General features: G+C 71.2%; 20 protein-coding genes. 8 read left to right on the top strand and 12 right to left on the bottom strand.

What is annotated here, in order from left to right; genetic code table 11:
• Positions 1-102 precede the first annotated feature (102 nt).
• Both ABEA10_RS34225 and mce read right to left on the bottom strand, forming a co-directional pair.
• Entirely contained in the window at positions 103-1,386 is a 1,284-nt protein-coding gene (locus ABEA10_RS34225; protein ID WP_345471062.1) for a DivIVA domain-containing protein, read from the bottom strand.
• 192 nt (positions 1,387-1,578) lie between these two features.
• Complete coding sequence (gene mce / locus ABEA10_RS34220; protein ID WP_345471061.1) at positions 1,579-2,034, bottom strand: methylmalonyl-CoA epimerase; 456 nt, start codon at positions 2,032-2,034, stop codon at positions 1,579-1,581.
• 84 nt (positions 2,035-2,118) lie between these two features.
• Here mce and ABEA10_RS34215 point away from each other — a divergent pair, with 84 nt between their 5' ends.
• Positions 2,119-3,297 (top strand): acetyl-CoA C-acetyltransferase, encoded by a 1,179-nt coding sequence (locus ABEA10_RS34215; RefSeq protein ID WP_345471060.1) that lies wholly within the window; start codon positions 2,119-2,121, stop codon positions 3,295-3,297.
• Between the two features lie 5 nt (positions 3,298-3,302).
• Positions 3,303-4,262, top strand: coding sequence for a methylmalonyl Co-A mutase-associated GTPase MeaB (gene meaB, locus ABEA10_RS34210; RefSeq protein WP_345471058.1), 960 nt, complete (start codon positions 3,303-3,305; stop codon positions 4,260-4,262).
• Positions 4,263-4,336: 74 nt separating this feature from the next.
• Here meaB and ABEA10_RS34205 read toward each other — a convergent pair whose 3' ends face one another.
• The 5 genes from ABEA10_RS34205 to ABEA10_RS34185 all read right to left on the bottom strand — a co-directional run bounded on the left by ABEA10_RS34205 (position 4,337) and on the right by ABEA10_RS34185 (position 9,697).
• Positions 4,337-6,064: a bifunctional lysylphosphatidylglycerol flippase/synthetase MprF gene (locus tag ABEA10_RS34205; protein ID WP_345471056.1), complete on the bottom strand. Its 1,728-nt coding sequence runs from the start codon at positions 6,062-6,064 to the stop codon at positions 4,337-4,339.
• Between the two features lie 72 nt (positions 6,065-6,136).
• Positions 6,137-6,823 (bottom strand): DUF4230 domain-containing protein, encoded by a 687-nt coding sequence (locus tag ABEA10_RS34200; protein ID WP_329253005.1) that lies wholly within the window; start codon positions 6,821-6,823, stop codon positions 6,137-6,139.
• 56 nt (positions 6,824-6,879) lie between these two features.
• Positions 6,880-7,653: a DUF2127 domain-containing protein gene (locus ABEA10_RS34195; RefSeq protein WP_345471053.1), complete on the bottom strand. Its 774-nt coding sequence runs from the start codon at positions 7,651-7,653 to the stop codon at positions 6,880-6,882.
• A gap of 120 nt (positions 7,654-7,773) precedes the next feature.
• Positions 7,774-9,021 (bottom strand): hypothetical protein, encoded by a 1,248-nt coding sequence (locus ABEA10_RS34190; RefSeq protein ID WP_345471052.1) that lies wholly within the window; start codon positions 9,019-9,021, stop codon positions 7,774-7,776.
• Complete coding sequence (locus tag ABEA10_RS34185) at positions 9,014-9,697, bottom strand: ATP-binding cassette domain-containing protein (protein ID WP_345471050.1); 684 nt, start codon at positions 9,695-9,697, stop codon at positions 9,014-9,016. The genes ABEA10_RS34190 and ABEA10_RS34185 overlap by 8 nt, the downstream gene beginning before the upstream one ends.
• Before the next feature lie 276 nt (positions 9,698-9,973).
• Between ABEA10_RS34185 and ABEA10_RS34180 the strand changes: the two genes are divergently transcribed.
• The 5 genes from ABEA10_RS34180 (at position 9,974) to ABEA10_RS34160 (ending at position 15,436) form a co-directional block, all read left to right on the top strand.
• Complete coding sequence (locus tag ABEA10_RS34180) at positions 9,974-10,480, top strand: MarR family winged helix-turn-helix transcriptional regulator (protein WP_329253019.1); 507 nt, start codon at positions 9,974-9,976, stop codon at positions 10,478-10,480.
• 138 nt (positions 10,481-10,618) lie between these two features.
• Positions 10,619-12,286, top strand: coding sequence for a coenzyme B12-dependent isobutyryl-CoA mutase large subunit (gene icmA / locus ABEA10_RS34175; RefSeq protein WP_345471047.1), 1,668 nt, complete (start codon positions 10,619-10,621; stop codon positions 12,284-12,286).
• An 89-nt stretch (positions 12,287-12,375) separates the two neighbouring features.
• Positions 12,376-13,293 carry a tetratricopeptide repeat protein gene (locus ABEA10_RS34170; RefSeq protein ID WP_345471045.1) on the top strand — a complete coding sequence of 306 codons (918 nt, stop codon included), beginning with the start codon at positions 12,376-12,378 and terminating at the stop codon, positions 13,291-13,293.
• A 27-nt stretch (positions 13,294-13,320) separates the two neighbouring features.
• A complete protein-coding gene (locus tag ABEA10_RS34165) occupies positions 13,321-13,953 on the top strand; it encodes a cytidylate kinase-like family protein (RefSeq protein WP_345471043.1) in 633 nt (210 codons plus the stop codon).
• Positions 13,954-14,044: 91 nt separating this feature from the next.
• Complete coding sequence (locus ABEA10_RS34160; protein WP_345471041.1) at positions 14,045-15,436, top strand: NAD-dependent malic enzyme; 1,392 nt, start codon at positions 14,045-14,047, stop codon at positions 15,434-15,436.
• Here ABEA10_RS34160 and ABEA10_RS34155 read toward each other — a convergent pair.
• Complete coding sequence (locus tag ABEA10_RS34155) at positions 15,433-16,287, bottom strand: NAD(P)H-binding protein (protein WP_345471039.1); 855 nt, start codon at positions 16,285-16,287, stop codon at positions 15,433-15,435. The two genes, ABEA10_RS34160 and ABEA10_RS34155, sit on opposite strands and share 4 nt — an antisense overlap.
• Before the next feature lie 98 nt (positions 16,288-16,385).
• Between ABEA10_RS34155 and ABEA10_RS34150 the strand changes: the two genes are divergently transcribed.
• Positions 16,386-16,805 (top strand): MarR family winged helix-turn-helix transcriptional regulator, encoded by a 420-nt coding sequence (locus tag ABEA10_RS34150; RefSeq protein WP_345471038.1) that lies wholly within the window; start codon positions 16,386-16,388, stop codon positions 16,803-16,805.
• A 24-nt stretch (positions 16,806-16,829) separates the two neighbouring features.
• Here ABEA10_RS34150 and ABEA10_RS34145 read toward each other — a convergent pair whose 3' ends face one another.
• The 4 genes from ABEA10_RS34145 to ABEA10_RS34130 are packed head-to-tail and all read right to left on the bottom strand — an operon-like array spanning position 16,830 to position 20,426.
• Entirely contained in the window at positions 16,830-18,185 is a 1,356-nt protein-coding gene (locus tag ABEA10_RS34145) for a S53 family peptidase (protein WP_345471036.1), read from the bottom strand.
• Positions 18,186-18,196: 11 nt separating this feature from the next.
• Positions 18,197-19,171, bottom strand: a complete 975-nt coding sequence (locus ABEA10_RS34140; RefSeq protein ID WP_345471034.1) for an ABC-2 transporter permease — start codon at positions 19,169-19,171, stop codon at positions 18,197-18,199.
• Positions 19,168-20,037 (bottom strand): ABC transporter ATP-binding protein, encoded by an 870-nt coding sequence (locus ABEA10_RS34135; protein WP_345471032.1) that lies wholly within the window; start codon positions 20,035-20,037, stop codon positions 19,168-19,170. Before ABEA10_RS34135 ends, ABEA10_RS34140 begins: the two co-directional genes overlap by 4 nt.
• Positions 20,034-20,426: a GntR family transcriptional regulator gene (locus tag ABEA10_RS34130; RefSeq protein WP_345471030.1), complete on the bottom strand. Its 393-nt coding sequence runs from the start codon at positions 20,424-20,426 to the stop codon at positions 20,034-20,036. Before ABEA10_RS34130 ends, ABEA10_RS34135 begins: the two co-directional genes overlap by 4 nt.
• Between the last annotated feature and the right edge of the window lie 140 nt (positions 20,427-20,566).

Here is a 20,566-nt window from a genome sequence, read left to right as displayed (position 1 = left end):
AAATTACGGCAAAAAGCCTAGAGGGAAAACTCCTCTAGGCTTTCCGCCCGTCTCGCGTTCTGTTGCGGGATTCGCCGCGTTATTCGGCGCGACCGCTGATGGTCACTCCTGCCACCAGTCGTCCTCGTCGTCCTTCTTGCGCGGCTGGGACTGCTGCTGTGCCTTCGGCGCCGGGGCCGGCTTGGGCTCGGCAGCGGCGATCGCGGGCTTCTCCGGCGGCGCGGAGATGGCCTCGTCGCCACCCGGGGTGGCGACGCCGCCGATGAGCTGGCGCAGCTGGTTGAGGTGGCTGGTGATGCTGTCGCGCTGGCGGGTGAGCTCGTCGACCTGGCGCTGCGCGGTGCTGCGCATCTTCTCGGCCTCGGCCTTGGTGTCCGACAGAAGCTGCTCGGCCTGGGCCTTCGCCTCGGCGATGACCGAGTCGGAGTTCTTGCGGGCGTTCGCGACGAGCTGCTTGGCGTGGTTGTCGGCCTCGCGGCGGGTCTGCTCTGCCTGCTGGGTCGCCTTGGTGGCGCGCTGCTCGGCGGAGGCGGCGCGCTGCTCGGCCTCGGCGACGAGCTTCTGCGTCGCGCTCTGCGCGGCGGCGTGACGCTCGGCGTCCTGGCGTTCGGCCTCCTCGCGGCGGGCCGCGAGCTGGATCTCGAACTCGCCCTCGGCCTGGGCGCGCTGGGCCTCGCTCTCCTCGAGGATGCGCTGGGCCTGGGCCCGCATCTCGTCGGCCTGGCGCTTGGCCGTGGTGAGGATCTCGTCGCGCTCGCGCTTGGTGGACGCCCGCAGCTGGGCGACCTCGCGCTCGGTCGTGGTGCGGAGCTTGGCGATCTCACGCTCGGCGGCGGCGCGCTTCTCGGCGACCTCGTGGTCGGCGGTGGCGCGCAGCTTGGCCACCTCGCGCTCGGTCGTGGAGGTCAGCTCGTCGGCCCCGCGACGGGCGGACGTGCGCACCTCCTCGGCCTCGCGCTCGGCCATGTTGCGCATGTCCTCGCCCTCGCGCTGGGCGGTGGCGCGGAGCTCGGCGGCCTCATTCTCGGCGGTGGCGCGGAGCTCGGCCGCGTCGACCTTGGCCGCGGCCTTGATCTCGTTGGCCTCCGACCGTGCCGCCTGCACGAGCTCGGTGGCCTGCTCCTCGGCGAGGCGGAGCAGCTGCTCGATGCGCGCGCCGAGCCCGGAGTAGGTGGGCCGCTCCTGCTCCTGCAGCTGGCGATGCGCGTCGGACAGCTCGCGCTGCATCGCCTGGGCCTGCTCGCGGCTCTGGCGGACCTCGTTGTCAAGCTGCTTGATGTGCTCTTCGACCTGGTGCCGGTCGTAGCCGCGAAGCACCACGTCGAACTCGCGTGGGGGCGTGTCTTCGAAGAAGTTACTGAGCTGGGCGTCGATGTCGGACTGCATGAGGCTCAATCCTGCTGTGACGAGACGGCTACCGGTGGGTGGAGATGTCGGATCATGGCCGCGCGAATACTGCGTGTTACGGGGTATTGCACGCGCTGGACCACTTCCGGCGACAGCAGCGTACTCCGGACACTGCCGTGTTGGGGGCTCAACTTGACGCCCTGGGTGAAATGTCTTGGTTGTTACGAGAAGTCAGGCGTTGTGTCGACCCTTACGAGGATCTTCCGCTGCCTGGACCAGCTCGGTCAGCACCCCTCCGACGTCCTTCGGATGCAGGAACGCGATGGAGGCTCCCATCGACCCGTGGCGGGGACGCTCATCGAGCAGGCGCACGTGCTTCGCCCCGATCGCCTCGAGCGCGGCCGCGACGTCGTCCACACCGTAGCCGACATGGTGCACGCCTTCGCCCCGCTTGGCGAGGAACTTGCCCACCGGCGTGTCCGGGCCCAGCGGCTCCAGCAGCTGGACGTAGGAGGAGCCGGACGGGCCGTCGGCGACGTGCAGCATCGCCTCCTTCACGCCCTGCGCCTCGTTGACCTCGCGCGAGGCCACGACCAGGCCGAACGTCGACTCGTAGAAAGCGATCTTCTCCTCGAGGTCGTGACAGGCGATCCCGACGTGATCGATGCGCGTGAGTCCGGTGAACATGGCGTTGGCCTCCCAGGAAGTGCACTGTCCCCGTGTGGGTATGTTGGCAAACGTCGTACCGATCGGGTGCTGGAGGTCTCGTTCATGGCCGGATCTGTCATCGTCGCCGGGGCACGTACGCCCATCGGCCGTCTGCTCGGCTCGCTGAAGGGCTTCGCCGCCGTCGATCTCGGCGCGCTCGCGATCAAGGCGGCGCTCGACCGCGCGGGCGTCACCGGCGACCAGGTCGAGTACGTGATCATGGGACACGTGCTCCAGGCCGGAGCCGGTCAGATCCCTTCCCGTCAGGCCGCGGTCAAGGCCGGAATTCCGATGAACGTCCCGTCGCTGACGATCAACAAGGTCTGCCTGTCGGGGCTCGACGCGATCGCCCTCGCCGACCAGCTCATCCGGGCGGGCGAGTTCGACGTCGTCGTGGCGGGCGGCATGGAGTCGATGACCAACGCGCCGCACCTGCTCCCCAAGGCGCGGCACGGCTACAAGTACGGCTCGATCGAGGTGCTCGACGCGACCGCGCACGACGGGCTCACCGACGCCTTCGACGGCATCTCGATGGGGGAGTCGACCGAGGGCTACAACGCCAAGCTGGGCATCACCCGCGAGGAGCAGGACGAGTTCTCCGCGCGCTCGCACCAGCGCGCCGCCGCGGCGGCCAAGAACGGCCTGTTCGACGACGAGATCGTCCCCGTCGAGATCCCGCAGCGCAAGGGCGAGCCGATCGTCTTCAAGCAGGATGAGGGAGTGCGCGCCGACACGACCGCCGAGTCGCTCGGACGGCTGCGGCCCGCCTTCAGCAAGGACGGCACGATCACCGCGGGGTCCTCCTCGCAGATCTCCGACGGCGCGTGCGCGGTCGTCGTCATGTCCAAGGCCAAGGCCGAGGAGCTCGGCCTCACTTGGCTCGCCGAGATCGGCGCGCACGGCAACGTCGCGGGCCCGGACAACTCCCTGCAGTCCCAGCCGAGCAACGCGATCAAGCACGCGCTCGGCAAGGAGGGCCTCGACGTCGGCGACCTGGACCTCATCGAGATCAACGAGGCGTTCGCCTCGGTCGGCGTCCAGTCGATGCGCGACCTCGGCGTGGACGAGACCAAGGTCAACGTCAACGGCGGCGCGATCGCGCTCGGCCACCCGATCGGTATGTCCGGCGCCCGTATCGTGCTGCACCTGGCGCATGAGCTGCGCCGTCGCGGCGGCGGCGTGGGCGCGGCCGGGCTGTGCGGCGGCGGCGGCCAGGGTGACGCTCTCATCCTGAAGGTCTGACCCCGGTGGCGCGTACGGCCGACGTCGACGATCTGGTCGCGCGGGCGCGTAAGGGCGAGCCTCGCGCGGTCGCGCGGCTCATCACCCTGATCGAGAACGCCTCGCCGCAGCTCCGCGAGGTCATGGCGGCGCTCAACCCCCTCGCGGGCCGGGCACGCGTCATCGGCCTGACCGGTTCGCCGGGGGTCGGCAAGTCGACCTCGACCAACGCGCTGGTACGCGCGTTCCGCCGTCAGGACCTGCGGGTCGGCGTGCTCGCCGTCGACCCGTCCTCGCCGTTCACCGGGGGCGCGCTGCTCGGCGACCGCGTGCGCATGCAGGACCACGCCTCCGACGCGGGCGTCTTCATCCGCTCGATGGCCAGCCGTGGCCATCTCGGCGGGCTGGCGTGGGCGGCGCCTCAGGCGATCCGGGTGCTCGACGCGGCCGGCTGCGACGTGGTGCTGGTCGAGACGGTCGGCGTCGGCCAGGCGGAGGTGGAGATCGCCTCGCTCGCCGACTCGACCATCGTGCTGGTCTCGCCCGGAATGGGCGACTCCATCCAGGCGGCCAAGGCCGGCATCCTGGAGATCGCGGACGTCTTCGTGGTCAACAAGGCCGACCGCGACGGTGCGCAGCAGACCGTACGCGACCTGCGCAACATGATCGCGCTGGCCGCGCCGGAGGGCTGGAAGCCGCCGATCGTGCCGACGGTGGCGGTCAAGGACGAGGGCGTCGCCGACGTCGTACGCAAGCTGAACGACCACCTCGCGTGGATGGAGGAGTCCGGTGAGCTGGGCCGGCGGCGCCACGCCCGCGCGCGCGACGAGATCGAGGCGATCGCCGTCACCGCGCTCCGCGAGCGCATGGGCGACCTGCACGGCCACCAGCGCCTCGACGTACTGGCCGAGAAGGTGCTGGACGGCACCTGCGACCCGTACGCCGCCGCCGACGAGTTGGTCGAAGGCCTCACCGAGTCCGGCTGAGCGGCCGTCGGGGAAGAGGCGGGCCGGCCGAAGGCCTTACCGAGTCCGGCTGAGTGGCCGTCGGGGGAGGGCCGTCACCAGCCCGTGGTGATCGGCAGCGCGTAGGAGTCGTCGGGCGCGGTCTCAGCGTGCCGCCGGCCGCCCTCGCCGCCCGTGCGCGAGTGCCCGAACTCCAGCGTGAGCAGCGCGACCGCGATCGGCAGCAGGCTCGCCCACGAGGGGAACACCACCTTGCGCCCGACGTAGCGCGGCTTGAACTTGCGGTTGAACAGGTACAGCGACTCGACCTTCACGAACCGGTCGAGCAGGTGGATCACGTGGTACGTGCCCTGCTCCAGCGCGCCGCGGTCCTCGGTCTCGAACAGCTCGCGGAACGCCGCGAAGTTGAGCGACACCTCTTCCACGCCGTGCTCGGCGGCGTACTCCATGATGTCGGCGATCATGCGTTCGTTGAGGCCGTTCGGCGAGCCCGGCGCGCGGCGCATCACATCGAGCGACAGGCGGCGGGCCGACGCGCTCGGCAGGTAGCGCTGGAAGCCCACCGGCGTGCCGTCGGCGTCGCGGGCCACCACGACCACCGGGAAGGCGTGCCGCCCGGTGAGCAGCGCGTCCATGTTCATCGAGAAGCCGCGCTCCTCGACGCCGCCGAGCGCCTCGGTGGCGAGTGCCCGTAGCCGTTCGCGGTCGTCCTCGGCCAGCGCGCCCTCGGGCAGCACCTCGGTGGTCACGCCGGCGTTGTGCGTACGGCGCACCGCCTGGCGCACGTTGCGCATGCTCCGGCCGCTCAGCCCGAACTCATCAGGCGTGAGCAGCACCTCGTCGCCGATGCCGATCGCGCGCATGCCGTACGGGGTCCACAGGTCCAGCAGGTCCTCGCGGGCGCCGAGCACGGCCATCCGCCAGCCGGACCGGCGGGCCAGCGCGACGAACTCGGCCACGGCGTCGGGGTAGGAGTGCGGGTCGCCCACCGGGTCGGCGCCCGCGGCGGCGACGCCGAACAGGACGCGGTAGCCGATCACCGCGCGGCGGTCGGGGCTGAAGACGTAGGACTTGTCGCCGCGCAGCAGGAACGGCGCCAGGGTGTCGGAGCCGTCGGCGTCGACCAGGCGCGCCGCCTCGGCGCGCTCCTCGTCGGTGCCGGGCGGCGGCGCGGGCGCGGGTGAGAGCAGCGTGAGGAACATCGCGAGCAGGCCGCCGCCGCCCAGAACGCCGAGGCTGGCCATGAACCAGTGGTCGGCCGAGCCGTCGAAGTGCAGCGGCCCGGAACCGGAGGCGCTCAGCCCGGCGAGGATCTCGCGCCCGGCCTCGCTCGCGGAGGGACCCGGCGAGATGTGGTGCCGCTGGACGATCAGGATGACGAGCCCGTACGCGACGGCCACCCCGTACGTGACCAGGCCGGCGCGCACCGCGGCACGGAACCGGCTCGGCGTGGTGTCGAACTCGCCGCGGTAGCGGACGAAGCCTGCCGCCGCCACCCCGAGGATGAGCAGCCGGCCGAAGTCGCGCACGTTGACCGCGTCGAGCATGGACAGGATGGTGAGCGCGAGGACGACGTAGTACGCCACACGGCGGCGGAGCAGCAGACCGCGGGCGGCGGCCAGCAGGATCAGCGCGAGGAGCAGCTCCTGCCCGCCGGGGAACGGGTCGCCCACGAGAAGCTCCGCGGGCCGCGGGGAGAAGGAGGGGACGAGCGCGGGGAGACCCACTGCGACCGCGGCGGCCGCGACGGGTACGGCGAACGGCCAGGTCGGCCGGCGCACCGGGTCATGCGCGAGCGTTGCCGCTTCTGCTGCGATGGACACAGCGAATCACCCCGACTCGTCACCAACCACGCCTCATGAGGAGGTATTCCCCCGGTAATCCTTCGCCCTCATTCAGGAAGCTGTGGCAAAAGTCACCGTAACGGTTTTGAAGCCCAAAGCCTTCAACATGTTCGTGAGCATCAGCTTCGTGTTCGCGTCGGCACGCTGCGCGAGTCCGCTGGAGTTCGCCGCGTCCTGGATCTTCTGTGCCGCCAGGACGTAAAGCTGCTGCTGCTGGTTGGGGTTGGAGCCGAAGAAGTCGCCGAAACGGTCGAACAGGCCGCGCTGGGTGGCGAAGACGTAGCTGTGCTTGGGGTCGAGGTTGGTCTTCTCCAGCTGGGCGTGGGGCATGCGGACGGTCACCGTCTCGCGCGCCTTGTCGACGGTGAGGGCGCCGTTGCCGACGTGGGAGAAGTCGACGTAGGCGTCGACGGTGCCGTTCCCGACGAAGAGCGTGCGCTTTCCGCGCAGCGCGCTGGGCAGGAACTTCGCGTCTTTCTCCAGGTCGACGACGACCTGGAAGTTACCGCTCGCGGCCTCGTAACGGGAAAGGTTCTGGATGGAGTTCAGCACGACGGGCGCGCTGCGATCCTTGGTCGTCTCGCCGAACGGGTTGAGCCAGTGCGGCAGCTTGTGCGCCGCCTGCAGGCCGGCGTAGACCAGCGCGACGAGTACGACGACGACGGCGACCGCACGCAGGACCGGCCTGCGGGGACGCTCGGATATCTGGGTGTCCTCGGTGGTGTCCGAGTGCGCCATTTCGCATCACCTCTGGGGTCAGCTCAACCCGGCTATTCCCCAGATAGACGCGAAAGTCACCCAGTCGGCTCCGCATGTGACGTGACGGCGGCCTGTTCGACCTCGATCAGCGACTCACCACGCCGCCGGGCCTCGTACGCCTCCTTGCCACCGCGGATCCCGAACAGTCGCTTGGACACCAGGAGATACACGACGAGGCCGGCGTTGATCACCAGCGCGCCGGCGCGGACGGCGGTGATCCGCTCGGTCAGCTCGTAGATCTCCAGTGGCAGCCCGCAGGCGGTGGCGACGACGGCGAAGTATTCGCCCCAGCGCTGGAGCAGCCACAGGCCGACCGCCTCGATCAGCTCGATGAGGCCGTAGGCGAGCAGGCCGAGGGCGAACCAGGTCAGCGTGCTGGACTTGAGCACGAAGACGTGGCGGATGCTCTCCACGACGTGGGAGTTGTCCAGGTCCCATCCGACCTGACGGGCGATGGGCTTGAGGAGCGGGATCTCCTTCTCGAAGACCTTCTCGATGGATCCGCGGTGGGCGGAGAACCGCCACACGCCGTACGCCGCCGCGGCGATCACCAGGCCGCGGATCACCCGCTCCAGTGCGAAGAACCGCATGACGAGCGCGTCGCGCAGCTCGCGCCCGCGCATGACGAGCGGCGCCCGGTCGGCCGGACCCTTGCCGTGCGGCTTTCCGTGGACGTATGTGCCGCAGCGCAGGCACCGCCACGCCTCGCCGGCCGGCGTCTCGACGTGCAGCCGGTCGCGCAGGGCGGTCTCGTCCGGCGCGTACGTGATGTGGCCCTTGCGGGCGCAGGTCAGCAAACTCCAGTCCACGCCGCAGACGATAGTCAACATTGCGCGCGGGCGGCGGGCTCTTCGATCACCGGGCGCATCCGAAGGAGCGCGGTCCGCCTCCGTGCGCGCCCTCTCGGAGGTCCGCCTCCGCGGGTTCGCTCAGAGGAGGCGGAAGTCGAGGCCGCGCAGCGTGCAGGAGCGGTAGCGCGCGTAGTGGAGGCGCAGCCAGTGCCGGCGGCGCGACTCGGCCCAGCGGCCGAAGGCGCGGGCGGCCGCCGTGTCGGGCATGCGGGGCGGGGTCTCGTCGAGCAGCCAGGCCGACACCAGCGCGGTGTAGCGCACGCCGGCGGCGTGTGCGGGGTTGGCGCAGGTGCGGGCGTCGAGGAGGCTGATCTGGATCTCCTGCTCCGCGCGGTGTTCGTACCCGGGGGACAGGTCCTTGAGGTGGATGTAGACCACGCCGTGCCCGGGGCGCGGGAAGTCGTTGTCGGGCCGGTGTTCGACCCGGGTGAAGCCGCCCGGTGTACCGCTCAGGCGTGTGGCCAGGGGGGTCAGGGCGGCCTCCAGCGACGGGAGCGCCGAGCGCAACGCCGGGTGCACGCACACGGTCAGCGGCCACTGGCGGCAGGAGTACTCGAACGCGCGGGGCGCGAGCGGCGCGCGCTGCTGGGCGTGGATCCACAGGGTGGTGACCGTGATCAGGACCGCCGCCGCCACGAGAGGCAGGGCGAGCCGCGCCCGCCGCGTGAGCACCCACAGGTAGCCGCTGACCAGGAGCCCGCCGATGCCGAGCGACCACAGGGCCTGCCCGGCGAGCAGCTCGGTGCGCAGGCCGGCGAACGGATGGATGTGCTCGACCCCCGGCGGCGGCAGCAGGTACGTCCACGTGCCCGGGCGGACGATCCCCCACAGACAGGTGACGGCCGCCGCGGCGGCGACCGTCGGCAGCCGGGGGACCGCGCGGCCCGCGAGGTAGCCGATCACGGCGTAGTCGAGCAGCGTGAGCGCGCCCGCCAGCAGTCCGACCACCTGGGGATGCCCGCTCTCGACGTGCAGCAGGGTCTTCACCACGACGATCGCGGCCACGACCGCGTACGCGCTCAGCGAGACGACGCCGAGCAGGGTCAGGTCCAGCAGCGGCCCGAGCGCGGGCGACCGGGCGCTCAGCCCCCGCAGGTAGCCGAGCCGGTGTTCGCGCAGCGCCACCCAGGCGGCGAGGGCCGCGGAGGCCGGCCCGAGCACGCGCACCGAGGCGAACAGCGCCGCGACGGCGTCGTCCCAGTACGCGACCCCGGGCAGCAGGGCATGCCAGGCCGCGACCCCGCCGAGCAGCGCCAGGGCGGGGACGGCCAGGAACGGGGCGGTGCGGCGGGCGTCGATCCGCAGCACCCGCCCCAGGTCAGACACCGGCCGGCACCCGGGACCACGTTCGGGAGACCTCCAAGGACTCGATGAGGCGCGCGCGGGCGATGGTGAAGACCCGGTCGCACCACCCCGTCAGCTCCGCCGGATCGGGCGCGGTCACGACCACGGCCGGCGCGAGCCCGCGCAGCAGGCCGATCAGCTCGTCGCGCTCCGGATCGGTGACCGACCCGAGTGGTTCGTCCAGGAACACCAGATCCGGCCGGTGCACACAGGTCGCCGCGAGGCCCGCCCGCAACCGCAGATCGGCGGGCAGCATGTCCATCTCCAATTCCGCGGCATCGGTCAATTCAAATCGCTCCAAAATCGCCTCGACCGCGTCCTTCGGCGTGGCTTTGAAATAGGCGGCGTAGGCGACGTACTCGCGGGCGGTGACCCCGGCCGCCCAGCCGAACCGGTGCGGCAGCAGGCCGAGGCGCGGGCGCACGGCGCGCTGCCCGGCCGGCCCGGTCACGTCGTGGCCCAGCAGCTCCAGCTCGCCCACGCTGGGCCGGCGCAGCGTGGCCAGCGTCGTCAACAGGGCGGACCTGCCCGAGCAGGGCGGACCCGCGAGCCCCACCACCCCCGAGGTGATGCCGAACGTGGTGGGACGAAGGATCCACCGCCCCCCGCGGCGGATTCCCATGTCCCGTGCCACGATCGTGGAGAAATCCGCGATCATTTACTACCCCCCGAAATCTCGGTGCGCGCTCGAGGCTTGAGGCGGATCAGCCCGATGAACGGCCGCGTCGACGCCCCCCTTTGCCGTCGCCGCACGCACCGACAACGGAACTATAACTTGCCTTGGTGATGACTGTCAGCGTTGTTGTGTCCGCCGGTGTGGGCGGCAATGATTCGAGGAGTATGCGGGAAACAATTGTTGTCATAGTTCAGTAAATGTCGGATGTCTGCTCCGATCCGCCGGGGGCCGCCGTTCCCCAGGCGCTACCGTGTCCGGGTGCCCAAGCCGCTCAACCTCCCCTTCGACCCCATCGCCCGCGCCGGTGACCTCTGGGAACGCCGCTGGGGGCGCTCGCCCGCCATGCTCGCCGTAACGTCGATCATGCGCGCCCAGGCGATCCTCATCGCCGAACTCGACGCCCTTCTCAAGCCGTACGACCTGACCTTCGCGCGCTACGAGGCCCTTGTCCTGCTGACGTTCAGCGGCAAAGGCGCCCTGCCGCTATCCAAGATCGGCGAACGGCTGATGGTGCACCCGACGAGCGTGACCAACACGATCGACCGGCTGGAGAGACAGGGGTACGTCCTCCGCCGCCCGAATCCGCGTGACGGCCGCGGCGTGCTCGCCGAGATCACCCCGAGCGGCCGCGACACCGTCGAGCGCGCCACCCGCGACCTCATGGCCGCCGACTTCGGCCTCGGCGCGTACGACGAGGAGGAGCAGGGAAGGATCTTCGATGTGCTGCGGTCGCTGCGGGTGACCGCGGGCGACTTCCAGGACTGATCGGGCTCCACCCGCCGCCGGCGAACCCATTCGCGCGGGCCCGGGAAAGCCTCCGGACCGGCTCGCACCGACTCCGCGGCCCAAATTACTAGGACGTCCTAGTACCTTTGGAGTGAGGAGCAACCCGGAGGAACGCTCATGGACATGCAGGACATCGAGGAGGGCCGCCGGCGCTGGCAGGAGCGGTTCGACGCGTCGCGCAGGCGGGACGCCGACTTCACGACCCTGTCCGGCGTCGAGGTCGAGCCGGTCTACGGCCCGCCGGCCGCCGACCCCAGGTTCGAGCGCATCGGCTGGCCGGGGGAGTTCCCCTACACCCGCGGCCTGTACGCCACCGGCTACCGCGGGCGGGCCTGGACGATCCGGCAGTTCGCCGGCTTCGGCAACGCGCGCCAGACCAACGAGCGCTACAAGATGATCCTCGCCGCCGGCGGCGGCGGGCTGTCGGTCGCCTTCGACATGCCCACCCTCATGGGCCGCGACTCCGACGACGCCCGCTCCCTCGGCGAGGTCGGCCACTGCGGCGTCGCGATCGACTCGGCCGCCGACATGGACGTGCTGTTCGACGGCATCCCGCTCGGTGAGACCACGACCTCCATGACGATCTCCGGCCCGGCCGTGCCGATCTTCTGCATGTACCTCGTGGCGGCCGAGCGGCAGGGCGCCGACATCCACGGCCTGGACGGCACGCTGCAGACCGACATCTTCAAGGAGTACATCGCGCAGAAGGAGTGGCTGTTCGCGCCCGAGCCGCACCTGCGCCTCATCGGCGACCTGATGGAGTACTGCGCCGCCGAGATCCCGGCGTACAAGCCGCTGAGCGTCTCGGGGTACCACATCCGCGAGGCCGGGGCCACGGCCGCCCAGGAGCTCGCCTTCACGCTCGCCGACGGCTTCGGGTACGTCGAGCTTGGCCTGTCGCGGGGGCTCGACGTCAACGTCTTCGCGCCCGGCCTGTCGTTCTTCTTCGACTCCCATATCGACTTCTTCGAGGAGATCGCCAAGTTCCGCGCCGCACGCCGCATCTGGGCGCGCTGGATGCGCGACGTGTACGGCGCGACGTCGGAGAAGGCCCAGTGGCTGCGGTTCCACACCCAGACCGCCGGAGTGTCGCTGACCGCGCAGCAGCCCGACAACAACGTCGTGCGCACCGCGCTGGAGGCGCTCGCCGCCGTCCTCGGCGGCACCAACTCCCTGCACACCAACGCCCTGGACGAGGTGCTGGCGCTGCCGAGCGAGAAGGCCGCCGAGATCGCCCTGCGCACCCAGCAGGTGATCATGGAGGAGACCGGCGTCGTCAACGTCGTCGACCCGCTGGGCGGCTCCTGGTACGTCGAGGCGCTCACCGACCGGATCGAGGCCGACGCGGAGAAGATCTTCGCCCGCATCAAGGACATGAGCCCGGACGGCTCGATGACCGGCGGCATCCTGCACGGCATCGAGGAGGGCTGGTTCATGGCCGAGATCGCCGACGCCGCCTTCACCTACCAGCGGCAGCTGGAGAAGGGCGACAAGCACATCGTCGGCGTCAACCGCCACACGCAGAGCATCGAGGAGCCGCTGGAGATCCTGCGGGTCAGCCACGAGGTCGAGCGCGAGCAGAACCGCCTCCTCGCCGCCCGGCGGTCCGAGCGCGACCAGGCCGCCGTGGACGCCGCACTGGCCCGGATGGTCGAGGTCGCCCGTACGAAGCACAACCTCATCCCGGCCATGCTCGACGCCGCCCGCGCCGAGGCCACCCTGGGCGAGATCTGCGGCGCCCTGCGCGACGAGTGGGGGAGCTACTCCGAGCCCGCCCGATTCTGAGCCCCCGGACGGGCCCTGCGCCCGGCCGGGGGAGACGACCGGCAGGCCGCTCGTACGCATTCGCCGGTGTATGCGGCAGGATGGATGTCATGACGTCATCGGACTTCTCGTTGCACGGCGCCGTCGACCTGGGCGCCCGGCAGGCCGCGGCGAAGCGGGCGCAGCAGCGTCCGGCCTCCGCGGGTGGCTCCGCCTCCGTCATCGACGTGACCGATGCGACGTTCAACGCCGAGGTCATCGACAGGTCGCGTACGGTTCCGGTGCTCGTCGACTTCTGGGCCGACTGGTGCCAGCCCTGCAAGCAGCTCGGCCCGATCCTGGAGAAGCTCGCGAACGAGGCGGCCGGGAGCTGGGTGCTGGCCAAGGTCGACATCGACGCGAATCCGGGCCTGGCCCAGCAGCTCAGCCGCATGGGCGTGCAGGGCATCCCGTTCGTCGCCGCGGTGGTCGCCGGCCAGATGCTGCCCGTGCTCAACGGCGCGGCGCCCGAGCCGCAGGTGCGTCAGGTCCTCGACCAGCTGTTCGACGCGCTGCGCGAGCAGGGTCTGATGCCCGAGGGCGCCGGCGCCCCCGCCGCGCCTCAGGAGCCCGCCGGCGACCCTCTGCAGGACGAGGCCGAGGCCGCGCTGCAGCGCGGCGACCTCGACGCGGCGGCGAGCGCGTTCGGCAAGATCCTCGAGTCGCAGCCGAGCGACGCGTACGCCAAGAGCGGCCTGGCCCTGGTCGAGCTGCAGCGCCGGGTGACCGACCTCGACCCGCAGCAGGCGCGCAAGGACGCCGCCGACCGCCCGGACGACGCCGAGGCCCAGACCCGCGTCGCCGACCTCGACCTCGTCGAGGGGCGCGTCGAAGAGGCGTTCGACCGGCTGATCGGCACCGTACGCCGTACCTCCGGCGACGACCGTGACCTGGCGCGCAAGCACCTGCTGTCGCTGTTCGAGGTGCTGCCGCCCGACGATCCCCGCGTGGGACAGGCACGGCGCCGGCTCGCGTCGGCGCTGTTCTGACCGCGCGCGGACGGGAATCATCCGGTCATGGCCGGCGTCGTGACGATCTCCGCGGCGTTCGGCGCGGGGGGTAGCGTCATCGGCCCCGCGGTCGCCGAGCGTCTCGGCGCGCCCTTCGTCGACCGCGCCATCCCCTACACCGTCGCCGCGGAGATCGGCTGCTCGCTCGAAGAGGCCCTCGACCACGACGACCGTACCGAGCACGGCCTCGGCCGCCTCCTGTCCAGCGCCGCCCGGCTGCCCAACGTCACCCTCGGCGGGATGGACACCACCCTTCCGGAGCGCGGCTTCGTGCCGGAGGAGGAGTTCCTCGTCCGCACCGAGAACGTGATCAAACAGATCGCCGAGCACGGGGGCGGGGTCATCCTCGGCCGCGCCTCCCAGCTCGTGCTCGCCGGCCTCCCGGGCGCCCTGCACGTACGCCTCGACGGGCCGCGGAGGCGGCGGCTGGCGAGCGTCCAGGAGTCGCTGGACCTGTCCGAGCGGGAGGCCGAGCGGCTCCTGGACGACAACGACCGGGCGCGGACCGCGTACGTCAAGCACTTCTACCGGGCCGACCCGGCCGACCCGGCGCTCTATGATCTGGTCATCGACAGTACGCGGCTGGCGGCGCCGGCCTGTGCCGACATCATCGTGACGGCCGCGCTCGCCATCCTCTGAACAACAAAGCCGACGCCCGAGGCCCGGACCCCGCCGGACGCGTGTAATCATCGCGAGGCGAAGCCCTGACCAGGCAAAAGGAGCAGTTGACGTGGCGACCGTGCCCAGCGTGTCCTACTCGATCACCGTCCGCCTCGAGGTGGCGGCCGGCGGCAAAGCGGTGAGCCAGCTCACCGGTGCGGTGGAGCAGGCCGGTGGCATCGTCACCGCGCTCGACCTCACCCCGGCCGGCCACGACCGGCTCCGCATCGACGTCACCTGCGCCACCCGGGACACCGAGCACGCCCAGGAGATCGTCGACGCGCTGGAGCAGGTCGACGGCGTCACCATCCACAAGGTCAGTGACCGTACGTTCCTCATGCACCTCGGCGGCAAGATCGAGATGCAGTCGAAGGTCCCGCTGCGCAACCGCGACGAGCTGTCCATGGCCTACACCCCGGGTGTCGCGCGGGTCTCGCTGGCGATCGCCCGCAACCCCGACGACGTGCGGCGCCTGACCGTCAAGCGCAACAGCGTCGCCGTGGTCACCGACGGCTCGGCCGTGCTCGGCCTCGGCAACATCGGCCCGGAGGCAGCCCTCCCGGTCATGGAGGGCAAGGCGGCGCTGTTCAAGCGGTTCGCCGGCATCGACGCCTGGCCGATCTGCCTCGACACCCAGGACACCGACGAGCTGGTCCGTACGGTGCAGATCCTCGCGCCGGCGTTCGGCGGCATCAACCTGGAGGACATCTCCGCGCCGCGCTGCTTCGAGGTGGAGCGCCGGCTGCGCGACCTGCTCGACATCCCGGTCTTCCACGACGACCAGCACGGCACGGCGATCGTCGTGCTGTCCGCGCTCATGAACGCCATGCGCGTGGTGGGCAAGGACCTCGCCGACGTGCGCGTGGCGATGGCGGGCGCGGGCGCCGCCGGCACGGCCGTGCTCAAGCTGCTGATGCACGCGGGAGCCAAGAACATCGTCGTTTGCGACTACCGCGGCGCGGTGCACACCGGCCGCGACGACCTGGACGAGTCGCTGCGCTGGATCGCCGAGAACACCAACCACGACGGCTACTCCGGCGACCTGCGCGGCGCGGTGCGGGGCGCCGACGTGTTCATCGGCGTCTCGGCGCCCGGCATCCTCACCGGTGAGGACATCGCCACGATGAACGAGGGCTCGGTGGTGTTCGCCCTGGCCAACCCCGACCCCGAGGTCGACCCGGCGGAGGCGCGCGAGCACGCGGCCGTGGTCGCCACCGGCCGAAGCGACTACCCGAACCAGATCAACAACGTGCTGGCCTTCCCGGGCGTCTTCCGCGGCCTGCTCGACGCCCAGAGCCGTACGGTCACCCAGGACATGCTGCTCGCCGCGGCCCGCGCTCTCGCCGAGGTCGTCACCGACAAGGAGCTCGGTCCGAACTACATCGTGCCGAGCGTGTTCCACGCGGACGTGGCGCACGCGGTGGCGGCGGCCGTGCAGGAGGCCGCCACCGCCGGGCGCTAGAGGTTCAGCAGGGCGTCGCGGTTCCGCGCGCACCAGTCGGCGAAGGTGCGGGGGCGGCGGCCGAGCAGGCGTTCCACGGTGTCGGTCCGGACTCCGGTGATGTCGGCGCGCATGACCGCCGCGGCCTCGAGGACGGCGTCGGCGAGCGGCTTCGGAGCGCCGCCGGGATAGCGGGACCGGACGATCTCTTCCGGGGTGGTCGCGGCGCGGACTTCGATGTCGCGGCCGATCGTGTCGGCGATGATCTGAACCTGCTCGACCGTGGTGAGAGCCTCGTCGCCGGTGAGGACGTAGGTCCGGCCCTCGTGCCCGTCCTGGGTGAGGACGGCGGCGGCGACGGCGGCGATGTCGGCCGGGTCGATGGCCGCGGCCCGGCCGGGCCCGATCGCGTCCACGACGTACCCGTTCTCGTGGATGGAGGGCACCCATTCGAGGGCGTTGGTGGCGAAGCCGCCGGGGCGCAGGATCGTCGCGGGCACGCCGGACGCCTCCAGGAGGCGCTCGCGTTCGCGGTGCCAGCGGCCCATCGCGGGCACCGGGTCTCCGTCGGCCCAGATGGATGACAGCAGCACGATGTGCCGCACGCCCGCGTCGCGGGCCGCGGTGATGGCGTTCGCGGCCTGGTCGACCCCGATGCCCGGGGTGAGCAGGAAGAGCCGGTCGACGCCGTCGAGGGCGGGGGCGAGTGTCGCGGGGTCGTCCAGGTCGCCGACCACGCGCTCGGCGCTCGCGGGCAGGCCGGCCGCGCGGGCCGGATCGCGGACGAGGATGCGGGCGTCCGCCTTCGCCGCGTCGAGCTCTCGCACCAGCTCACGGCCGATTCTGCCGGTGGCTCCTGTGATCAGTATCATCGATGCTCCTAGTCATTTGCCGTCTAACGACTGACGCGAGGAGTACGTTAACCGGCAAATGATTAGCCGTCAATCGATCTGCTCGTACGGAGGCGGCGATGGCCGAGTTCCTCGACCTGCACAGCAAGACGACGAAGGTACTGCGGGCGCTGGCCGAGACCGCCATGCGCCGCCACGGCCTGCACCAGGGGCAGAATCACCTCCTGGCCGCGCTGTGGGAGCGCGACGGCCGCACGCCCGGCGAGATCGCCGCCGCGCTGCACGTCACCACGCCCACGGTCGTCAAGATGGCCACGCGGATGAGCGCCGTCGGTCTGCTCACCCGCCGCCGCGACGAACGCGACAGCAGGCTGGTCAGGCTCTGGCTGACCGACGCGGGCCGGGCGCTTCAGGAGCCGGTGGAGGCCGAGCGCCGCAGCCTGGAGGAGAAGGTCACCGCCGATCTCACCGAGGCAGAGCGCCGCTGTCTTATGACCGCGCTGGCGAAGGTCCACAAGTCGGCGACCGACCTGCTGTGACCGGAGCGCGGAGCGTCGGCTTGTTCAGCCTCCGGCGTAGCGCGTGAGCAGGGGAACCAGCACACGCGCGTCAGGGCCGCCCCAGCCGGTGACGGGGTCGTAACCGGGTCTCGCCCCGTAGCCGCTGATCGTTTCGCCGGAGGCCGTCACGGTGTTGTTCCCCGTGGTCACGTCGTGGAAGGCGGTGTGCCGGCCGCCGCTGTGGCCGATGCGGTAGATCGCGGGGTTGACGAAGCCCAGGTCGTGTCCGGCGGCCTGGTCGGCCAGGGCGATCAGCGCGGCCCACAGCGGGGCACTGGCGCTGGTGCCGCTCGCTCCGAAGATGGTGTCTTCGCTGCCGCTGCCGCTGCCGCTGCCGCTGACGACCATCGCCATGCCGGTGCCGGGAGCGGCGTCCGCGGCCACGTCGGGCACGGCCCGTGCGGCGTCGGCGACACCGTCCTGGTAGCCGGGCCGGGAGAACAGGTGGCTGAACCCTCCACCCGTGCCCTGGGAGTGCGAGGGGACGCTCCAGGTGGTCTCGCCGACGTAGGCGCCCGTCCTGCGGTCGCCGGTGAGGATGGTGCCGCCGACTGCGAGGACGAGCGGGTCCGAGGCCGGGGCACTGACCTCGTTGACCGGGGTCCAGGCGTCCTGGGACGTCGATCCCGGGCAGGGCCTGCTCACGGCGCCGGTGTCACCGGAGCCGGCGACGACCGTGACATGACGGTCCCGCGCCGACCGCAGCACCGCGTGCTGCCGGGCGACCTGGGCGCGGGTGAGGCAGTGTTCGCCCCAGCCGGCGCTGATCGAGATCACGTCGGCGTGGGAGAGGCCGCGTCGCAGCGCACCGGTCAGGGCGGCCATGGCGTTCGCCGGACTGCTCAGGGCGGTCGGCTCGACCAGGACGACACGGATGGTCGCGGCGGGGGCGACCGCGTGCAGGATCTCGACGTCCTGTACCTCTTCCTGGTTGGCGAGCCAGGGCGAGACCTCCCCGGCCAGTGCCGTGTCGACCTTCAACCGCGCGGCGGGCAGTCCGAACAGGCCGTCGAACCGTTTCAGGTCCTGGCGGATGTCGCCGACCTTCGGCGGCGGCGGCCGCTGGGCGGCGAGCGCGGGCACCACGATGGTCTGGCCGCGGCCGTCGATCCCGCGGTCCAGCAGCGGCTGGATGCCGTAGGCCACTCGGATCTGGCGCGGGGTGTAGCAGGTGGTCAGGGAGTCGCAGTCCGTCGCCGCGCTTTCGGGCGGAGTGGCGGATACCGCTCGGACGGTCTGGGCGCCGGTGGGCGCGCATGCGGCCGCCGCGAAGAGTATCCCCGCCGCGCCGAGACCCGTCGCGATCCGTGGCCGAGGGTTCGGCGAGCCGGGACGGGCGCTCGTTCGAAACTTGACCATGCTGCTCCTCATCAGGCGCTCCGGCGGTGTAGGAGCCCGATGCCGACGCCGATGAGGGCTGCGGCGAGACCGACGAACAGCGACGCCTCGATGATCTGGAACGTCCAGAACCGGTTCGCGGGCTGGTAGACGACCTTGAGGTGGAGTCCGAGTCCGCGGAGGTAGGCGTCGGCGGCCGAGCCTCGCTGGGAGATCTGGGTCTGGAGGACCGCGGAGATGGGGTGGCCGGTCTTGTCGACCAGTCCCTGGTCGAGGATCCAGCCCGGCGTGCCGGGCGTGGTGGGTACGGCCATTGGGCCGATGCCGCCCCAGTGGCCGGTGGGGGAGAGCAGGCGGGTCACCGGCGGCCGGTACCGCTGCCGCAGCCAGTACTCCACCGGAAGACGCACCGCCATGAAGGCGGCGAACGCCGCGACGATCGCCGGGACGGTGCGGCGGATCAGCAGCCCGGCCAGGACGCCCGCCGCGAAGGCGAAGAGCGTGTATCCGGTGAGGGAGAGCCCTTCGAGGTCGAACGCCCCGGGGGAGAACCTGCCGGACACGTGGTCCACCGGGCTGCGGAACCAGCCGAAGACGGCGCTGAGGCTCCCGGTGATCACCATGATCCCGAGACCGACCAGCAGGACCTTGGCCGTCAGCCATCGGGTACGGGGCACTGCCTGGGTCCAGGCCAGGCGCCAGGTGCCGTGCTCGTACTCGCGGCCGAGCAGGCTCGCGCCGACGATCGCGCCGATCAGGCCGGGTATCGGAGTGAACCAGGTCAGCAGGTGGTTCGCGACACCGTTGAACTGCTCCATGAACGTGGTCATGGCCGACTGACAGCCGTCCCCGCCGGTGCCCCGGACCAGGCACGGTCCGACGCCGTGCTGGGCGTAGGCGTCGCGGATCGCCCGGCCGTAGGGCAGGAAGACCAGGGCGGCAAGGGCGATCAACGCCAGGCCGGCGAACGCCTGGGCGCGGTGCTGCCGCCAGGTGACCCAGATCATCGGGCGATCTCCGTCGGTGCTTCGAGGTAGGCGAGGATGAGTTCTTCCAGACCGACAGGGTGAGAGCGCCAGGCCGGATGCAGGTCGGGCCGCTCGGTCCCGGTGCGGACCAGCAGGTCGGTGTGACGGTCGCTGTGGGTGGCGCGTACGAGCCCGGGCACCGGTGGCTCGGCGCCGGTGCGCGGTCCGGTCAGCCTCCGGTGACCGGCCAGGACGTCGTCGATAGCGCCGGCGAGTCGAACCCTGCCGCCCCTGAGGAGCACCAGCCGGTCACAGACGTTCTCCAGATCGGCGATCACATGAGAGGAAAGCAGGACGGTGATCTCGTCCTCGGCGACGGCGGTCATCACCGTGCGCATGAAGTCGCGGCGAGCGATCGGGTCGAGGTTGGCCAGCGGCTCGTCCAGCACCAGGAGCGCGGGACGCTTGGCCAGGGCCAGTGCCAGGGCGACCTGGGCCTGCTGGCCCCCGGACAGCGCTCCGGCGCGTGCGGTCAGGGGAATGCCGAGGTCGGCCAGCCGCCGTTCGGCCATCGGCTGGTCCCAGCGCAGGTTGAGTGAGCGTCCCATCCGCAGCAGGTCCGCCACCGACATGCCCCGGTAGAGCGGGTGCTCCTGGGCGACGAAGCCGACCCGGGCCAGTGCCTCGGCCGAGCCGGTGCGGGCGTCCCGGCCGAGGACCTCGACCGTTCCCTCCGCCGGGCGCAGCAGACCGGTGATCAGTTGCAGCAGCGTGGTCTTCCCGGCGCCGTTCGGGCCGACCAGGGCGATCACCGAGCCGGTGGGCAGCCGCAGGGAGCAGCCCCGCAACGCCCAGGTCCTGCCGTAGCGCATGCCGAGGCCCTTGGTCTCCAGCGCCGTGCTCATGCCACCCCTTCCGCCCGCAGGTCGTTGTGGATGGTGGCGAACATGGCGGTGACCGTCTCGTCGTCCAGCCCGGCGGCGTAGGCGTCGCGGACCCACTGTTCGAGCGAGCGGCGCAACCGGGCGTACGGTCCCGGGGCGACCGGCTCGACCGAGGCGGTGATGAACGTGCCCTGTCCCGGCCGGGCGCTCACCATCCCCTCGTGCTCCAACTGGCGATAGGCCTTCACCGCGGTGTTCGGATTGATCGCCAGGGAGGCGACCACCTCCTTCACGGTGGGCAGTTGGTCCCCGGAGCGCAGATATCCCAGCAGCAGTGCCTGCCGTACCTGCTGCACGAGCTGGAGGTAGGGCGGGACGCCGCTCGAGCCGTCCAATCGAAACTGGAACATGCTCATTCCCTTTCACTATGATGTTAGTAGAACGGTAGTGAGCTCCCGGAGGTCACGTCAAGGCGGGGGAGCTCATCTGCGGTCATCAACGGCAAGGCCGCCGGACCGGTGGCGCCGGCAGGCGGAGACACATGAGTAAC

Source organism: Actinoallomurus oryzae (assembly GCF_039541955.1).
GTDB lineage: Bacteria > Actinomycetota > Actinomycetes > Streptosporangiales > Streptosporangiaceae > Actinoallomurus > Actinoallomurus oryzae.
This window is presented reverse-complemented; position numbering and strand designations above follow the sequence as displayed.